Annotated in this window: 15 protein-coding genes; 11 read left to right on the forward strand and 4 right to left on the reverse strand. The window is 38.0% G+C overall.

Going from position 1 to position 17,898, the window contains the following annotated elements; translation table 11 throughout:
- Positions 1-52: 52 nt before the first annotated feature.
- The 3 genes from GUB10_RS03605 to GUB10_RS03615 form a co-directional block, all read right to left on the reverse strand.
- Positions 53-1,345, reverse strand: coding sequence for an aminopeptidase P family protein (locus GUB10_RS03605; protein WP_193710079.1), 1,293 nt, complete (start codon positions 1,343-1,345; stop codon positions 53-55).
- 331 nt (positions 1,346-1,676) lie between these two features.
- Positions 1,677-1,967, reverse strand: coding sequence for a chaperone modulator CbpM (locus GUB10_RS03610; protein ID WP_193710080.1), 291 nt, complete (start codon positions 1,965-1,967; stop codon positions 1,677-1,679).
- Positions 1,964-2,893, reverse strand: a complete 930-nt coding sequence (locus tag GUB10_RS03615; RefSeq protein WP_193710081.1) for a DnaJ C-terminal domain-containing protein — start codon at positions 2,891-2,893, stop codon at positions 1,964-1,966. Before GUB10_RS03615 ends, GUB10_RS03610 begins: the two co-directional genes overlap by 4 nt.
- Before the next feature lie 415 nt (positions 2,894-3,308).
- Here GUB10_RS03615 and asnB point away from each other — a divergent pair, with 415 nt between their 5' ends.
- From asnB to GUB10_RS03655, 8 genes are all read left to right on the forward strand, one after another.
- The gene (gene asnB, locus GUB10_RS03620; RefSeq protein ID WP_193710082.1) at positions 3,309-4,970 is read left to right on the forward strand and encodes an asparagine synthase B; all 1,662 of its coding nucleotides are present in this window, start codon (positions 3,309-3,311) and stop codon (positions 4,968-4,970) included.
- A 472-nt stretch (positions 4,971-5,442) separates the two neighbouring features.
- Positions 5,443-6,105: a succinate dehydrogenase cytochrome b subunit gene (locus GUB10_RS03625; protein ID WP_193710083.1), complete on the forward strand. Its 663-nt coding sequence runs from the start codon at positions 5,443-5,445 to the stop codon at positions 6,103-6,105.
- A gap of 12 nt (positions 6,106-6,117) precedes the next feature.
- A complete protein-coding gene (locus GUB10_RS03630; protein WP_193710084.1) occupies positions 6,118-8,121 on the forward strand; it encodes a fumarate reductase/succinate dehydrogenase flavoprotein subunit in 2,004 nt (667 codons plus the stop codon).
- 25 nt (positions 8,122-8,146) lie between these two features.
- A complete protein-coding gene (locus tag GUB10_RS03635) occupies positions 8,147-8,524 on the forward strand; it encodes a four helix bundle protein (RefSeq protein WP_193710085.1) in 378 nt (125 codons plus the stop codon).
- 26 nt (positions 8,525-8,550) lie between these two features.
- The gene (locus GUB10_RS03640) at positions 8,551-9,297 is read left to right on the forward strand and encodes a succinate dehydrogenase/fumarate reductase iron-sulfur subunit (RefSeq protein WP_193710086.1); all 747 of its coding nucleotides are present in this window, start codon (positions 8,551-8,553) and stop codon (positions 9,295-9,297) included.
- Positions 9,298-9,380: 83 nt separating this feature from the next.
- Positions 9,381-10,535, forward strand: coding sequence for a methionine aminotransferase (locus GUB10_RS03645; protein WP_193710087.1), 1,155 nt, complete (start codon positions 9,381-9,383; stop codon positions 10,533-10,535).
- Between the two features lie 163 nt (positions 10,536-10,698).
- Positions 10,699-11,334: a ligase-associated DNA damage response endonuclease PdeM gene (gene pdeM / locus GUB10_RS03650; protein ID WP_193710088.1), complete on the forward strand. Its 636-nt coding sequence runs from the start codon at positions 10,699-10,701 to the stop codon at positions 11,332-11,334.
- A gap of 2 nt (positions 11,335-11,336) precedes the next feature.
- Positions 11,337-12,128 (forward strand): tryptophan-rich sensory protein, encoded by a 792-nt coding sequence (locus tag GUB10_RS03655; protein WP_193710089.1) that lies wholly within the window; start codon positions 11,337-11,339, stop codon positions 12,126-12,128.
- Positions 12,129-12,159: 31 nt separating this feature from the next.
- Here the strand turns inward: GUB10_RS03655 and GUB10_RS03660 are convergent, their stop codons facing one another.
- The gene (locus GUB10_RS03660; protein WP_193710090.1) at positions 12,160-13,518 is read right to left on the reverse strand and encodes an NAD(P)/FAD-dependent oxidoreductase; all 1,359 of its coding nucleotides are present in this window, start codon (positions 13,516-13,518) and stop codon (positions 12,160-12,162) included.
- Between the two features lie 140 nt (positions 13,519-13,658).
- On the opposite strand from GUB10_RS03660, the gene GUB10_RS03665 reads away from it, so the two are divergent.
- The 3 genes from GUB10_RS03665 to mfd all read left to right on the forward strand — a co-directional run bounded on the left by GUB10_RS03665 (position 13,659) and on the right by mfd (position 17,659).
- Positions 13,659-13,895 (forward strand): hypothetical protein, encoded by a 237-nt coding sequence (locus tag GUB10_RS03665; protein WP_193710091.1) that lies wholly within the window; start codon positions 13,659-13,661, stop codon positions 13,893-13,895.
- Entirely contained in the window at positions 13,892-14,182 is a 291-nt protein-coding gene (locus GUB10_RS03670) for a type II toxin-antitoxin system RelE/ParE family toxin (protein WP_193710092.1), read from the forward strand. The genes GUB10_RS03665 and GUB10_RS03670 overlap by 4 nt, the downstream gene beginning before the upstream one ends.
- Positions 14,183-14,248: 66 nt before the next feature.
- On the forward strand, positions 14,249-17,659 hold the full coding sequence (gene mfd / locus GUB10_RS03675) for a transcription-repair coupling factor (RefSeq protein WP_193710093.1): 3,411 nt from the start codon (positions 14,249-14,251) through the stop codon (positions 17,657-17,659).
- Positions 17,660-17,898 lie beyond the last annotated feature (239 nt).

The following is a 17,898-nucleotide window of genomic DNA, read 5'->3' on the forward strand; positions in this document are numbered from 1 at the left end:
TAAATTCAGCTTGACGGTAAAATAAACTGATCTAGTTGTAAGAATTATTCGATTAAGAATTCATAATTTCTTCAATCTCTTCAATTTCAATAGGAATATTACGCATTAGGTTGAAGGGCTCTCCTTCTTTTTGAATCACCACATCATCTTCTAATCGAATTCCGAAACCTTCATCGGGGAGATAAATTCCCGGTTCTACCGTAAATACCTGGTTAGGTTTCATGGGTTCGGTTAGAATTCCATAATCGTGCGTGTCCAGGCCAATATTATGGGCTGTACCGTGCATAAAATACTTTTTATAAGCCGGCCATTTTGGGTCTTCATTTTGAACATCTGCCTTGTCCAGTAATCCAAGATCCAGTAATTCTGAAGTCATTAATTTACCCACCTCTTTATGGTACTCAGCCCAAATAGTACCGGGAACCAGCCACTTGGTAGCTTCTTTTTTTACTTTGTTTACGGCATTGTAAATTTGTTTCTGACGTTCTGAAAACCTTCCTGAAACCGGGATGGTTCTGGTCATATCACTAGAGTAATTTGCATATTCTGCTCCGGTGTCAAGAAGTATTAGGCCTCCTTCTTTACATTGCTGGTTGTTTTCGGTATAATGCAAAACATTTGCATTATTTCCACTGGCAATAATTGGGGTATAGGCAAATCCGCGGCTACGGTTTCTTATCATTTCGTGCCAGTATTCGGCCTCAATTTCGTGTTCCCAAACCCCGGGTTTGGTGAATTTTAAGGCTCTGCGGAAAGCTTTTTCGGTAATGTCGCAGGCTTTTTGCATTAAATCAAGCTCAATAGGGTCTTTTACTGAACGTAGTCTTTGTAAAATAGGATTGCTTTTTGCTACCTGGTGCGCCGGATACTTTTCTTTACACCATTTTATAAATCTTTCGTCGCGGGTTTCGGTTTGTACATTGGCTCGATAATGCTCGTTGGTATTAAAATATACCGTTTCACATTGAGTCATTACTTCAAAGAAAATTTTTTCAAAATCCTGAAGCCAGTAAACCGTTTCAATACCGCTAACTTCTAAAGCCTTTTTCTTATCTAATTTTGCACCTTCCCACACGGCAATATGCGCATTGGTTTCGGTTAAAAATAAAATTTCGCGATGTTCCGGTTTTGGAGCATCTGGGAAAAGCACTAAAATTGCTTCTTCCTGGTCTACACCGCTTAAGTAAAATAAGTCCCTGTTCTGTTGAAAAGGCATGGTGCTATCTGCCCCAATAGGGTAAATATCGTTTGCATTAAAAACCGCCAGACTATTAGGTTTCATCCCTGCCATAAAGCTTTTGCGGTTTTTTATAAATAACTTACTGTCTATTTGATCGTATCTCATATTTATTAATTTAAAACCTTTAGGTTTATATTTGGTTTTCTTGGTTAAGAAAGTATTTTATAACGTCATCCTGAATTTATTTCAGAGCCTGCCCCGATTATTTTCTCGGGGATCTAAGTTTTAGTATTAAAAACATGTTAGAAGCTGAAACAAGTTCAGCTTGACGGGAAATAATTTATTTAGTTTTTTGTTGTGTTTGCAAAGTTATCAATATAATACAGAGTAAAAAACCTCTCAATAAGCCCATAAATTCTTATCTAAAGACTATAATTTGATTTTGTGACAAGTTTTGGTGTATTTAATTTCGATTATTGGGTAAACAGTTCCTTGCTTATTCAAATATATTCAGCCTGTTTTTAAGCGCTAAATTTTCCTTTTGTAGTTTTCTTACCTGTCCTAATAAATGCTGAATAGCTTCCAGTCCCTCTAGGTTTATGTCCAGATCGTAATGCAATCTTCGCAAGCTTTCAAAATCTGAAATAGCATCACAATGCACATATTGGGTTTCTTCCACGGTAATAATTTCTATAAGTCCGCTTTCGTGTAATGAATGCACAAAAGTGCTTTCTACCCGGTACTTTGCGCAAATCTCATTGGTGGGTATTAAATCTTCTAAATTCATGAGCGTAATTTTTGAAGTTCTTTAAATAATTCTTTTTCACGAGTACTTAAATTATCGGGCATTTTTACATTGTAGGTAATTATTAAGTCTCCAAACTGATTCTCTTTTTTGTACTTAGGAAAACCTTTGCCTTTTAATTTCACTTTGGTTCCGGTTTGGGTCTCGGGTTTCACTTTTAATTTCACTTTTCCATTAAAAGTATCCACGGTAATTTCTCCCCCCAGTAAGGCGGTATATAAATCCAGGTCTACCTGGCTAAACAAATGCTCTTTTTCACGTTTAAATTTGGTGTTATTTATAATATTAAAGGTAATATAGAGATCGCCTTTTGGCCCGCCCTGAACGCCGGGACCGCCGTGTCCTTTAATTTTAATGGTTTGTCCGTTTTCAACACCTGCAGGAATTGTAAGCCTAATGCTCTTTCTGTTTACACTAAGAGTTTGTTTGTGGCTGGTGTATACGTCGCTTAATTTTAGTTGAAGCTCGGCATTAAAATCCTGACCTTTAAAATGATGGCCGCGACCTGAACCATGGGCCCTCGCCCTACTGCCAAACATTTCCTCAAAAAAATCTGAAAAAGTATCTTCGTCAAAATTTCCCGAATAGGAATAACTTCCCTGGCCGCCTCCAAACCCGCCGCCGGTATAGGTTCTGCCGCCGGAGGCTTGTTGCTGTTTTTGGGCTTCTTCATAGGCATCGGCGTGTTGCCAATCTTTTCCGTATTGGTCGTATTTTTTTCGTTTTTCAGGATCGCTCAACACCTCGTTGGCTTCATTTATCTGCTGAAACCTTAGCTGTGCTTCTTTATTATTGGGGTTGAGGTCTGGATGATACTTTCGGGCCAGTTTACGATAAGCTTTTTTAATATCGGCATGGCTGGCAGATTTGTCTAATTCCAATAATTTGTAATAGTCTATAAAATCCATAAAATTTTATGTTGAAATTATATCTCCTGAAATTACTAAAAAGCTGGCTTACTTTCCATTAAGTTTTTGTGAAATAAGGTGTGTCGCATTAGCAAGGGAAATGCTGGGATTATTCTTTCTTTTGTAAATCTTTTGTGATTTTTATAAGAAATAATATTCGAAAATACAGGTTTTAATAGCTGAAAAAGAGTTGGTTATTGGTTTTTGGGCTTCAATTTTACAGGTGATTTATTAAGCGTTTTCCAAAATTTTTACTGTTGAAATTAAATTGTAGTTATTGCTGGGTTTATTTTTTAATATGAAGTTAATTTATGTTTTTTGATTTTCATTTGTAATCAAATGTGATTTATTAGCTTTTTTTATGAAATATTAGTTCAATATTTGTTTCAACATTAATACTTAAAACTTTAAAATTGTGTGTGGAATTGTTTGTGCTTTCGATTTAAAAGCAAGGTCTGAAGATTTAAGACCTCAGATATTAGAAATGGCTAAAAGTTTAAGGCATCGTGGCCCGGACTGGAGTGGAATTTATAGTGATGAAAAAGCTATTTTGGCGCATGAGCGACTGGCCATTGTAGATCCTATTTCTGGAGGACAGCCTTTACTGTCTGAAGATAAGCAGCTTGTACTTGCTGCGAATGGGGAAATCTATAACCATAAAGATTTAAGAAGTCAATTTCCAAATTATAATTTTCAAACAGAATCTGATTGCGAGGTTATTCTTGCGCTTTATAAAGAGAAAGGCGATAGCTTTTTAGATGAATTAAACGGGATCTTTGGTTTTGCTATCTATGATGCCGAAAATGATGAGTATCTTATTGCTCGCGACCATATGGGGATTATTCCTTTATACATAGGTTGGGATCAAAATGGAACTTTTTATGTGGCTTCAGAATTAAAAGCTTTGGAAGGGAAATGTGCTAAGATTGAATTATTTCCTCCGGGGCATTATCTATCAAGTAAGAAAGAAGGTTTTCAAAAGTGGTATGAGCGTGACTGGATGGAGTATGATGCCGTAAAGGATAATGAAACCAGTATTGAAGATTTAAAGGAGGCTCTTGAAAGAGCGGTGCACCGTCAATTAATGAGTGATGTACCGTATGGTGTATTGCTTTCGGGTGGCTTAGATTCTTCAATTACTTCAGCAGTTGCTAAACTGTATGCTGAAAAAAGGATAGAGAGCGACGATAAAGATGCGGCCTGGTACCCAAGATTACACTCTTTTGCCATTGGCTTAGAGGGATCGCCAGACCTTGCTGCTGCTCAAAAAGTAGCCGATCATTTAGATACAGTACATCATGAGGTGAAATTTACCATTCAAGAAGGTTTGGATGCTATTAAAGATGTAATTTACCATTTAGAAACTTATGATGTAACTACTATTAGAGCGTCTACGCCTATGTATTTAATGGCTAGAACTATTAAATCTTTGGGGATTAAGATGGTGCTTTCGGGTGAAGGATCTGATGAATTGTTTGGTGGGTATCTTTACTTCCATAAGGCTCCCAATGCTAAAGAATTTCACGAAGAGACCGTTAGAAAATTAGATAAATTACATCAATATGATTGTTTGCGGGCAAATAAATCTCTTTCTGCCTGGGGAATTGAAGGACGTGTTCCGTTCCTGGACAAAGAGTTTATGGATGTGGCCATGAGAATAAACCCTAAGGATAAGATGATTACCGGCGAACGCATTGAAAAATGGGTGCTAAGAAAGGCATTTGAAGATTATTTGCCAGAAAGTGTAGCCTGGAGACAAAAAGAACAATTTTCTGACGGGGTTGGTTATAGTTGGATAGATACTCTTAAAGAATTGGTGAATGCAGAGGTAAGTGATGAACAGCTTGAAAATGCACACTTTAAATTCCCAATTCAGCCACCATCTAGCAAGGAAGAATATTATTACCGTACTATTTTTGCGAATCATTTTCCAAGCGATGCCGCAGCAAAATCGGTACCTTCTGTACCTTCTGTAGCTTGCAGTACTCCAACTGCCTTAGAGTGGGATGAGTCTTTTAAAAATATGAACGATCCATCGGGTAGAGCAGTAGCCAATGTTCACTCCGATAGTTATTAAAAGATTGGTAAATCCAATTGAAACTTAGGTTTTATTGGCACAGTCAAATAATATAATACCTCGAAGTTTGCCTCGAGATAGTTTACTAAAAAGCTACCTGAATCCAGGTAGCTTTTTTATTGGTACGCCTAAGAGTGTAATGTCCCGAAGTAGTTTACGAAGTTTTTACCCGGTAGTTCAGATTTAAACATTACCGATCTTCGTTGGGTGATTTAATCTTAACATAGTTTGTGAATTGTGGAAGCGGCATCTCTTTGAATTCTACCAAAAAACTGCATTTACTTTATGAGACATATTGGTTAGCTAAAGGTTTTAGCTCTTGGTAATATAGGAAATGCAAATAATGATATTCAACAAAATTATCGCTTACTTATATTTATTCTAAATAGCCCTATAAACAGGCTTGAAAGTTTGTCAGTAAGTGATTTGCAGTGTATTTTTGCTGTTAAATTTCTATAAAATTATCAAACCAATGGGTGGATTTCTAAATTCAACCATAGCAAGAAAATTTGCTATGGCCTTATCGGGACTATTTCTGGTCTTATTTTTAGCTCAGCATTTTAGCATCAATTTTATTTCGGTATTTAGTAAAGACGTATTTAATGAGGTTTCCCACTTTATGGGGACCAACTTCTTTGTGCAGGCTTTATTGCAACCCATATTGATTTTTGGGGTAATTTTCCATTTTATAATGGGTTTTGTCCTGGAGGCGAAAAACCGTGGAGCAAGAAACGTTAAGTATGTTAAGTTTGCCGGAAATGAGAACTCAAGTTGGGTATCAAGAAATATGATTTACTCAGGCCTTGTAGTTTTAGCTTTTTTAGCACTTCACTTCTACGATTTTTGGTTTCCGGAAATGATACACAAATACGTAGAGTCTCATCCCGAAGATGCAACTCGTTATTACGGTGAGTTGGTTGCGAAATTCGAAAGCCCGGTTAGAACAATATTATACGTGGTTTCATTTGTATTTTTGGCCCTACACCTTTATCATGGGTTTTCTTCTTCTTTTCAGTCTATGGGATGGAGAAATAAATATGCCAAAGGACTTAGAGGATTCACCAAAGCTTATGCAATCGTTATACCGCTAGGATTTATTTTTATAGCCCTTTTTCACTATATTAATAACCTTTAATAAGTAAGATTTATGTCAGTTTTAGATTCAAAAATACCTAAAGGGCCTCTAGCAGAGAAGTGGACCAATCATAAAAACAATATCGATCTTGTTAACCCTGCCAACAAGCGTAATATAGACGTTATTGTAGTAGGAACAGGACTTGCAGGAGGAGCTGCAGCTGCAACCCTTGCAGAGTTAGGTTATAATGTAAAAACATTTTGTTATCAGGATTCTCCAAGACGTGCACACTCTATTGCGGCTCAGGGAGGAATTAACGCCTCTAAGAATTACCAGGGCGATGGAGATTCAGATTATCGCTTGTTTTACGATACCGTAAAAGGTGGTGATTACCGCTCTCGTGAAGCAAACGTTTACCGTCTTGCCGAGGTGTCAGGAAATATTATAGATCAATGTGTGGCACAGGGAGTTCCTTTTGCCCGCGAATATGGTGGTTATCTTGACAACCGTTCTTTTGGAGGAGTATTGGTATCCCGTACTTTTTACGCAAAAGGGCAAACAGGACAACAGTTGTTGCTGGGAGCATATTCGGCAATGAACCGCCAAATTAACCGTGGGAAAATCAAGCCTTATAACCGTCACGAAATGATGGATTTGGTATTGGTAGGCGGTAAAGCGCGTGGAATAATTGCCAGAAATATGGTTACCGGCGAGATTGAGCGCCACTCGGCACACGCCGTGGTATTGGCTTCCGGTGGTTACGGAAATGTATTCTTCCTTTCTACAAATGCGATGGGAAGTAACGTAACAGCTGCATGGAGAGCACACCGTAGAGGAGCTTATTTTGCCAACCCTTGTTATACACAAATTCACCCAACCTGTATTCCGGTTTCCGGAGATCATCAGTCTAAATTAACATTGATGTCTGAGTCTCTTAGGAATGATGGACGAATTTGGGTGCCTAAGAAAAAAGAAGATGCTGAGGCTATAAGGGCAGGGAAGAAAAAACCGACCGAGCTTTCAGAAGAAGAAAGAGATTACTATTTAGAGCGTCGCTATCCTGCCTTTGGTAACCTTGTACCACGTGATGTGGCTTCAAGAGCGGCTAAAGAGCGTTGTGATGCCGGTTTTGGAGTTAATAAAACCGGGCAGGCAGTATTTCTTGATTTCTCTAGTGCTATTGAACGCTACGGAAAAGAAAAAGCTTTTACTTCGGGACATAAAAACCCTTCGAAAGAAGAAGTTACAAAACTTGGAAAAGAAGTTGTGGCTGCAAAATATGGAAACCTCTTCGATATGTATAACAAGATCGTAGACCAGAACCCATATGAAACCCCAATGATGATATACCCGGCTGTTCACTATACTATGGGTGGTCTTTGGGTAGATTATAACCTGCAAACAACCATTCCCGGTTGCTATGCTGCAGGAGAAGCCAACTTCTCTGACCATGGCGCCAATAGGCTTGGTGCTTCGGCATTAATGCAAGGTTTGGCAGATGGTTATTTCGTGCTGCCTTATACTATTGGTAATTATTTATCTGATGATATTCGTACCGGAGCAATTTCTACAGATTCTCCTGAATTTGAGGAAACCGAAAAGGCCGTAAAAGAACGTATCGAGAAGTTAATGAATGCCAACGGAAACAAATCTGTAGATTCCTATCATAAGGAATTAGGTTTGATTATGTGGAACAAATGCGGAATGGCTCGTAATGAAAAGGGATTAAAGGAAGCTGTTGAAGAAATTGCTGCTTTAAGAGAAGATTTCTGGAAGAATGTAAAAGTTCCCGGAAGTGCTACTTCTAAGAACGCAGAACTTGAAAAGGCCGGACGTGTGGCAGATTTCCTTGAGTTAGGTGAGTTATTTGCTAAAGATGCTTTGCATAGAAACGAATCTTGTGGAGGGCATTTTAGGGAAGAATACCAAACCGAAGAGGGAGAAGCATTAAGGGACGATGAAAACTTTAAATATGTTGCTGCCTGGGAATATAAAGGAAAACCCGCAGATGCAGTTCTTCACAAAGAAGACCTGGTATTTGAAAATATAGAATTGAAAACAAGAAGTTACAAGTAAGTTCATAGTGAATGGTTAATTGTTAATGGAAAAGATAAAATCATTCGAAGATTTAGTCTGCTGGCAAAAAGGTAGGGCTATTCGAATGGAGATTTCTCAACTTATTAAACAATTTCCTGCTGAAGAAAAATTTGAATTGGTTTCCCAAATGAGAAGGGCTTCTCGATCGGTAACTCATAATTTAGCTGAAGGGTATGGAAGATTTCATTTTAAGGAAAATATCCAGTTCTGTAGAGTTTCCAGAGGCTCGCTTTATGAAATAAAGGATCAGTTAATCACTGCACTGGATGAACAGTATATTGACGAGAAAAAATTTGAAAAATTAAAGAAAAAAGTTGAAGAAGGAATAGTTGTTTTGAATGGCTATATTAATTATCTGAAAAAAGCAGATAAATCCTATTAACTTTTAACACTTAACTTTTAACGATTATGAAGTTAACACTTAAAATATGGCGTCAGGAAAGTGCCACGGCTAAAGGAAAAATGGTAGATTATCCTATAGATGGGATAGACGGGGATATGTCTTTTCTTGAAATGCTGGATATACTTAACGAGCAGTTGGTAGAGAAAGGAGAAGATACTATTCAGTTTGATCACGATTGTCGTGAAGGAATTTGTGGTTCTTGTTCACTCCAAATTAATGGAGAGCCTCACGGGCCTGATAAACTAATCGCTACCTGCCAGTTGCATATGCGTTCTTTTAAGGATGGAGATACTATTTATATAGAACCATTTAGAGCCAAGGCGTTTCCGGTAGTAAAAGATCTTATTGTAGACAGGAGTGCTTTTGACCGAATTCAGCAGGCCTGGGGTTATGTTTCGGTAAATACATCAGGAAACACCGTAGATGCCAACACGATTCCGGTAGAAAAAGAAAAAGCCGATGAGTCTTTTAACGCAGCAACCTGTATTGGCTGTGGAGCTTGTGTAGCGGCTTGTAAAAATGCAAGTGCTATGCTTTTCACTTCGGCAAAAGTTTCTCAATATGCCTTGCTACCTCAGGGTCAGGTAGAAGCTACTGAGCGTGTTCAGGCCATGGTTAGGCAAATGGACGAGGAAGGTTTTGGAAACTGTAGTAATACGGGAGCTTGTGAAATTGAATGTCCAAAAGGAATTTCTTTAGACAATATTGCACGTATGAACCGTGAATATCTTTCGGCCAGTACCAAAGGATAAAACTTCCTTAAATAAGAACAAATCAATCCCAAATTCTTTTCGAATTTGGGATTTTTTATGCAACTTATTTGAAAATTGACTACATGCCAAATTTTAAAAACCTTCCCTCAAAACTTCCAGCCGGGAAAACCAGTATATTTTCGGTAATGAGTGGGCTTGCAAGAAAGCATAAAGCCATAGATCTCTCTCAAGGTTTCCCAAATTTTGAAACCGATACTTATTTAAAAGACTTGGTTTGTAAAGCGATGAAAGATGGCTATAACCAATATCCGCCAATGAGTGGTATCCCGGAGTTGCGAGAGCAAATAGTTTCTAAAATTGAAAATCTCTACGGCAAGAAATACGATGATGTTTCAGAAATTGTTTTTACTGCTGGTGCAACCCAGGCTTTATATTGCGCTATAACTGCTTTTGTACACCCCGGTGATGAGGTGATTGTTTTTAAACCGGCTTACGATTCTTACGAACCCGATATTAAACTAGCCGGAGGAAAACCTGTTTTAGTAGAACTAAAAGGAAAAGATTTTAAAATAGACTGGCAGGAAGTTGAGGCAAAAATCACTTCCAAAACTAGGATGATCATAATTAATACTCCACATAACCCCACAGGTACGGTACTTTCAAAAGGTGATATGCAGCGGCTGGAAGCATTGCTTAAAAATACCAATATTATCTTATTAAGTGATGAAGTTTATGAGCACCTTATCTACGATGATGAAGTACATGAAAGTGCGTCAAAATTCCCTGGTTTAGCTGAAAGAGCGATTATTTGTGCTTCTTTTGGGAAAACTTTTCATAATACCGGTTGGAAAATGGGCTACTGCGTTGCTCCCGAAGTTTTAATGAAAGAAATCATAAAACTTCACCAGGCTACCGTATTTTGTGTAAATCATCCTATGCAGCATGCTTTTGCAGAGTACCTGAAAAAACCTGAGCATTACCTGCAATTAGGTGATTTTTATCAGCAAAAACGGGATAAATTTTTCGACTTAATGCAAGGTTCAGGTTTTAAAGGAACTCCTTCCAAAGGAACCTATTTCCAGGTAATGGATTATTCAAAAATCACCCATGAGCCTGATGTTGATTTTGCAAGACGATTAATTACCGAACATGGACTTGCTACCATACCGGTTTCTGTATTTCATAAAAATGGAAAAGATCATAAACAGCTGCGTTTCTGCTTTGCCAAAACAGACGAAACCCTGGAAAAAGCAGCTGAGATTTTACATAAATTATAACACCAGGTTTGTCTGAAAAGCCTGATTACGTCAAGCTGAACTCGTTTCAACTTCTATCTTGTTTTTAATTATCAACATTTTAGATCCCCGGAAAAATAATCGGGGCAGGCTCTGAAATAACTTCAGAATGCCGATTTTTTAATTACGTTACTCAAATAAACCAATGACTATAAACCTCCAAAACCAAAGCTTTGAACTCCATCCAAGCGGTACTGCTTTGTGGAAGGAGCAAGAAATTCTCCTTATTAGCGATGTTCATTTAGGGAAGATTTCGCATTTTAGGAAATTTGGAAGTGCTGTGCCTCATAAGGCAATTCACGCAAATTTTTTGAGATTAAGCGAAGTTGTAGGAAAGTTTCAGCCCAAAGTTGTTTGTTTTTTAGGCGATCTTTTTCATAGTGATCTTAATAGTGAATGGAAATTATTTGAAGACTGGCTTGGGTTTGTAGAAGCTAAGGTGATTCTAATAGCTGGTAATCACGATATAATTTCTCCATTAAAATATGAAGAATTGGGTGTGGAAATTCATTCAGAATGGCAATTGAAAGATTTTTTACTTACGCATCACCCCGAAACCAGGGAAGGTTTCTTTAACCTGTGCGGTCATGTTCACCCGGCCTATAAACTTAACGGAAAAGGAAAGCAAAGCCTCAAACTGCCCTGTTTTTTCCGAAAAATAGATCAATTTATTTTTCCTGCTTTTGGCGAATTTACAGGGAATTTTTTGATGAAGCTAAATGATGGGGAAAAAGCATACGCGATTACACAAAATGAAGTAATTTTAATAGAAAACACCTAAAAATGGAAAAACGACTTGCAATATTGAACTTTATCTCGGTAATCCTAATCATTGCAGTGAGCTATATTTCCCAAACAGGAATTATTAATGGCAATACAATGGGAAGTCTTAGCGCCGAATATTACAACCTTTTTACTCCGGCAGGTTATGCTTTTGCTATTTGGGGAATAATCTTTCTTTCGCTTTTGGCCTTTTCCGGATATCAGGTTTATCAGGCCTTTTCAGCTAAAGAAGATTTAAAGTTTTTAAGGGATTCAGGTTATTGGTTTTTAACTGCCAACCTGGCCAATGCCGGCTGGGTACTTGTTTGGTTGTATGAGTTTACCGGAATCTCGGTCTTGTTCATGTTTTTAATCCTTTTTGCACTAATAAAGGTGATTTTGAACACCAATATGGAGCGTTGGGATGCTCCCCTAAAAATTCTGGCGTTTAGCTGGTGGCCTATTTGTCTTTATTCGGGTTGGATAGCTGTGGCCAGTATTGCTAATGTTTCAGCTTATTTAGCTAAAATTGAATGGACGGCACCTTTTTTTGGAGAGGAAATTTGGACGGTTGTGATGATTGTTGTGGCGACTTTTCTAAACATTGCAATCATTTGGCGAAGAAATATGCGTGAATTTGCCGCTGTTGGGGTTTGGGCATTGGTTGCAATCTATTTTAGGCATTATGGGGAGTTTCCCCTCATTGCTTATTCAGCTTTAATAGGTGCAATTGCCATTTTTTCAAATATTATTTACCACGGTTGGTTGAATAAAGAGACAAACCCGATGTATAAATTAATTAAGCGCGATTAACTAACAATCTTTAGCTGTTTGCGAGAGATTTTTACACCATTCCCTTTATATCACTTCCCCAACTGGGATACGTGAAAATCATCTTTTTTAAAGTCTCACAATCCAGTTTGCCACACATAGCCATTACAAACATATTGATGATTTCTGAAGCTTCAGGGCCAACCAGGTGAGCCCCAATTACAAGTCCGGTTTTATTGTCTACTAATGTTTTGTAGGCATATATTTTTTCATTGATATGCTTGGGATTAAACCAATCTGGAACCAATTTATGCTCTAGAGTATAATCGTAGCCCTGTTCTTTTGCTTCTTTTTCTAAAAGCCCCACCGAAGCTAATTTGGGGAGGGTAAATACCACGGTAGGTTGAGGCGGAAAATCTGTTTTTTTAGATGCTTTTTCGTTTAGAAGATTTGCTGCAACAATCTTCGATTCCTGCGAAGAAAGTGGGGTTAGCGGTAAGCCGGGACTTGCCGAAACATCACCACAGGCATACACATTCTCGTTGGTGGTATTTTGAAGAAATTCGTTCACAGTAATCCCTTTGTTGCTAAAAGCGACCTCGCCTTTTTCCAGTGCTAAATCGTCTATAGATGGTACACGACCCGCAGTATTAAAAACTATTTCGGCTTTTGCTGAAATTTCTTTTCCATCTTGCATCGCCTTCACCCTAAAGTTCTTTTGTAGTTTTTCAATTTCATTTACTTCAGCATTAAAAATAAATTCGATGCCCAGGTCTTCTTTTGAAACCTGTTGAATATAGTTTACCATATCTTTATCGAAGTTGGAAAGTGGTCGCGGTGCAAAATCCATCATCGTAACTTTCACCCCAAATCTTGCAGCAATATGGGCAAATTCCATCCCAATATAGCCGGCACCTATAAAAAGCATGGTTTTCGGTAATTTTTCTAATTTCAGGAAGTCTTCACTTAATAGCACATGTTCTTCCCCGGGTATTTTTAAAGGCATCGGTTTTTGGCCGGTGGCGATTACAATTTTATCGGCTGTTACCGTTTTTCCTTCTACCGAAAGTGTGTTTTTATCTAAAAATCTTGGGGACTGATGATACATTTTTATGCCCAAACCGGTAAGATCTTTTTCGGTAGCGGCAGGAATGGCATCTACAAAAGTTTCTTTAAATGCCATAAGTTCGCTCCAGCTTACCTGAGGTGTTTTTGTAATTCCCTTTCCTTTCATTTTTTGAGCCCTATCGATAATTTCGGTAAAGCCTACTAAAACTTTTTTAGGATCGCAACCCCTGTTAGGGCAGGTGCCGCCATATTCCCTATTATCGGCTATAGCTACTTTCCACCCGGCTTTTGCACAGTCTTTGGCCACGCCTTTGCCTGCGGTTCCTGTTCCTATTACAAATACATCAAAATGCTCAAATCCCATAATAATTATTTATCATAGCAAATTAGCCATCTTCAGTTGCATTTGCTGTTATGGAAATGGTAAAAGTGGAAAATGGATGAAACTTTAAAAGTTCTAAAGTATAAAATTTGTAATTTTATATTATCAATAACATTCTGATTATGGAAACAATAGCGTTAAAAAAAACGGTCCTGAAATATGTTGAAGAAGCAGATGAACGTCTATTAGAAATGATGCTTTCTCTCGCCGAAAGTTATGAAAATAACGACTCTTCAGTTCTCTCCGAATCAGATTACCAGGAAATGGATAAGCGTAGGTTGAATCATCTAAAAGAGAAAAGTGAATCCTATTCCTGGGAAGAAGTGCAGCAAAGAGCTAAAAATTCTTTGAAGAAATGACTTTTAAACTTATAATTAAAGAGGAAGCTCAGTTAGAAGTAATGGAAGCTTTTCTTTATTATGAGCGAAAACAAAATGGGCTGGGCGATTTGTTTTTAGATCATCTTACTTCTTATTTTAGGTGGATTAGAAATTATCTGCTTCATTTTTCGCAAAAAAGAAAACCATTTAGGGAAGCTGTAGTTAAGCGTTTCCCGTATATTATTATCTACGAAGTTCTGGAAAGTGAGGTAATTGTTTATTCTGTGTTTAATACATGGCAAGATCCCGCAAAGAAAAAAGTATAAACCCACTAACGTTAAAAAAATGTTGAGAGGTTGCGGGACAATGTTTCTGCAATTATCTTTGCGCCAATGAGTACATCTATGATCGCCCAGAGCTTTGCACAATCCCCGCAACAGCAGGAATTGAGGAAATCCCTTGCCTCTTTCGACTCTGCTCAGGAGGACAAAAAAGAAAAAATTAGAACTAAAATTCAATTAAAAGGTCTTGTTGGTTCTGCCTTTTCTTTCGCTGCTGCTAATGCATTTAAAGAGGCAGAAAAACCCTTTTTGCTAATTTTTAATGATAAGGAAGAAGCCGCTTATTATCTTAACGATCTCGAGCAATTGGTTGGAGAAAAAAACGTGCTTTTTTATCCCGGCAGTTACCGGCGCCCATATCAAATTGAAGAAACCGATAATGCAAATGTACTTTTAAGGGCCGAGGTTTTAAACCGAATTAATTCACGAAAGAAACCGGCGATTGTTGTTACCTATCCTGACGCTTTATTTGAAAAAGTAGTAACCCGCAAAGAGCTGGATCGCAGTACCCTTAAAATATCTGTTGAAGACGAACTTTCTATAGATTTTGTAAATGAAGTACTTTTTGAATACAAATTTAAGCGAGTAGATTTTGTAACCGAACCGGGAGAATTCTCTGTGCGTGGAGGGATTATAGATGTTTTTTCCTTTAGTAACGACGAGCCCTACCGTATCGAGTTTTTTGGAGACGAGGTAGATAGCATTCGAAGCTTTGATGTAGAGACCCAACTTTCTACAGATAAAGTGAAGAAAATTTCGGTAATGCCTAATGTTGAAAACAAGCACCTGGACGAAATCAGGGAGAGTTTTCTAAAATATATTGCTGAAAATACAGTGGTTTTTGTAAAAAACCTTGATTTGCTTACAGCACAGGCCGATAAACTTTTTGGTAAGGCCGAAGAAGCTTTTCAAAAACTCTCTGAAGAAGTGAAACACAGCGAGCCCAAAGAGCTGTTCTGTAACGGACAGTTAATTAAAAGTCAGTTGGAGCTCTTTTCTGTGGTAGAATTGAGTAACCAGGCGTATCTAGAGCCTCAAAAAAGTATAGAATTTCAAACAACACCTCAGCCTTCGTTCAATAAGCAATTCGATTTACTCATTGATAACTTAATTGAAAACCAGGAAAACGGGTACACCAATTATATTTTCTGTGTAAGTGAACAGCAAGCCAAACGTTTTCACGATATCTTCGACGACCAGGACCGTATCGTGAAATATCAAACCGTCGCTTTGTCTTTGTTCCAGGGTTTTATAGATGAAACCGGAAAAAATATTTGCTATACAGATCACCAGATTTTTGAGCGCTATCATAAGTTTCATCTAAAGAATGGCTATGCCAAAAAACAGGCAATTACCATCAAGGAATTGAGTAATCTTGAAGTAGGCGATTATGTTACTCATATTGATCACGGAATTGGGAAGTTTGGAGGCCTGCAAAAAATTGATGTAGAAGGAAAGAAGCAGGAAGCCATTAAGCTTTTTTACGGTGAGCGTGATATTTTATATCTCAGCATCCATTCCTTACATAAAATCTCAAAGTATAACGGGAAGGATGGTAAGGAGCCCAAAATCTTTAAATTGGGAAGTAATGCCTGGAAGAAACTTAAGCAAAAGACCAAAGCCCGGGTTAAGCATATTGCTTATAATTTAATTGAACTGTATGCAAAACGCCGATTGCAAAAAGGATTTGCATTTGGCCCCGATTCTTATTTACAACACGAGCTGGAAGCCTCTTTTATGTATGAAGATACCCCAGACCAAAGTACTGCCACCCAGGCGGTGAAAGAAGATATGGAAAGCGAACGGCCCATGGATAGGTTGGTTTGTGGCGATGTTGGATTTGGAAAAACAGAGGTGGCCATTCGGGCAGCTTTTAAAGCCGTAGACAACGGCAAGCAGGTGGCAGTTTTAGTACCCACCACCATATTGGCTTTTCAACATCATGAAACTTTTTCAGAACGTTTAAAAGATTTTCCGGTCACCGTAGATTATTTAAATAGGTTTAGAACAGCCAAAGAACGTAGGGAAACCCTCGCAGATCTCGAAAGTGGAAAAGTAGATATTATAATTGGTACGCACCAATTAGTAAACAAAGCTGTAAAATTTAAGGATCTCGGACTTTTAATTGTAGATGAAGAACAGAAATTCGGGGTGTCGGTAAAAGATAAACTAAAAACTATAAAGGAAAACGTAGATACCTTAACCTTAACGGCAACGCCTATTCCGCGAACGCTTCAGTTTAGTTTAATGGCAGCAAGAGATTTATCTACCATAACTACCCCTCCGCCCAACAGGTACCCAATAGAAACCAATGTGATACGGTTTTCCGAAGAAACTATTCGGGATGCTGTTTCTTATGAAATTCAGCGGGGCGGACAGGTTTTCTTTATCCATAACAGGATTGAAAACATTAAGGAAGTTGCCGGGATGATTCAGCGTGTAGTGCCCGATGCTAAGATTGGTGTGGGACATGGGCAAATGGAAGGTAAGAAGCTGGAAAAGTTGATGTTGAGTTTTATAAACGGCGAATTTGATGTTTTGGTCTCTACCACTATTGTAGAAAGTGGACTGGATGTAACCAATGCAAATACTATCTTTATTAATAACGCCAACAACTTTGGAGTTTCAGATCTTCACCAAATGCGGGGGAGGGTAGGCCGAAGCAATAAAAAGGCTTTTTGCTACTTTATAACGCCGCCATATTCAGTAATGACCGAAGATGCCCGGAAACGAATGAGCGCACTGGAACAGTTTTCAGATCTTGGGAGTGGGATAAATATCGCGATGAAAGATTTGGAAATTCGGGGTGCTGGAGATTTACTGGGCGGTGAGCAAAGCGGGTTTATCAATGAAATAGGTTTTGATACTTACCAAAAAATCCTAAATGAGGCGATTGAAGAATTAAAAGAAAATGAGTTCCAGGAATTGTATAACGAAGCAGAAAACATAGAGGATAAAACCTTTGTAAAGGATACGCAAATAGATACCGATTTTGAGATTTTATTCCCTGATGATTATATCAATAATATTACAGAAAGACTAAATTTATATACGCAGCTTAATAAAATCACTTCGGAAGAAGAATTGCTAAAATTTGAAGCTGAACTTGTAGATCGTTTTGGAGAATTACCGGCACAGGCAGTAGATTTATTGAATAGTGTACGTATAAAATGGATTGCCGCTGCTATAGGTATAGAAAAAATTATCCTAAAACAAGGCAAGCTGGTGGGCTACTTTATTTCCGATCAACAATCCAGATTTTATCAAACCAAAACTTTTACCAGAGTGTTGCAATATGTGCAATCCCATAGGCATAAATGTACTATGAAGGAGAAGAAAACCAGAAATGGCCTGAGATTACTCTTAACTTTTGATAAAATTACTTCTATTGAAAGTGCATTAAAAGTTTTGGAACCTTTAGACTTTAGGGCGAAAGAAGAAGAGGTAGAGAAAGCTTCTTAGCGTCAAAATTTAAGTTGGAGTATTCTTTTTTATGGAGAATTGGGATAGCCCGGGGTGGCTGAACCCTTCCGTAATTCCACCTTTCCTTAGAAAGGGAAGGAGCTTTAGTTTTGTTTTCTTTATTTGGACCCTGTTTCATCGACGATATTTTATTTTAATCATAGACCTGTTTTTTGGCCAAATTTTTAATTTAAGCTTCCCTTCTTTTTAAGGAGGGGTGGCCGATAGGCCGGGGTGGT

The sequence above is a fragment of the Salegentibacter sp. BLCTC genome (assembly GCF_015143665.1).
Lineage (GTDB): Bacteria > Bacteroidota > Bacteroidia > Flavobacteriales > Flavobacteriaceae > Salegentibacter > Salegentibacter maritimus.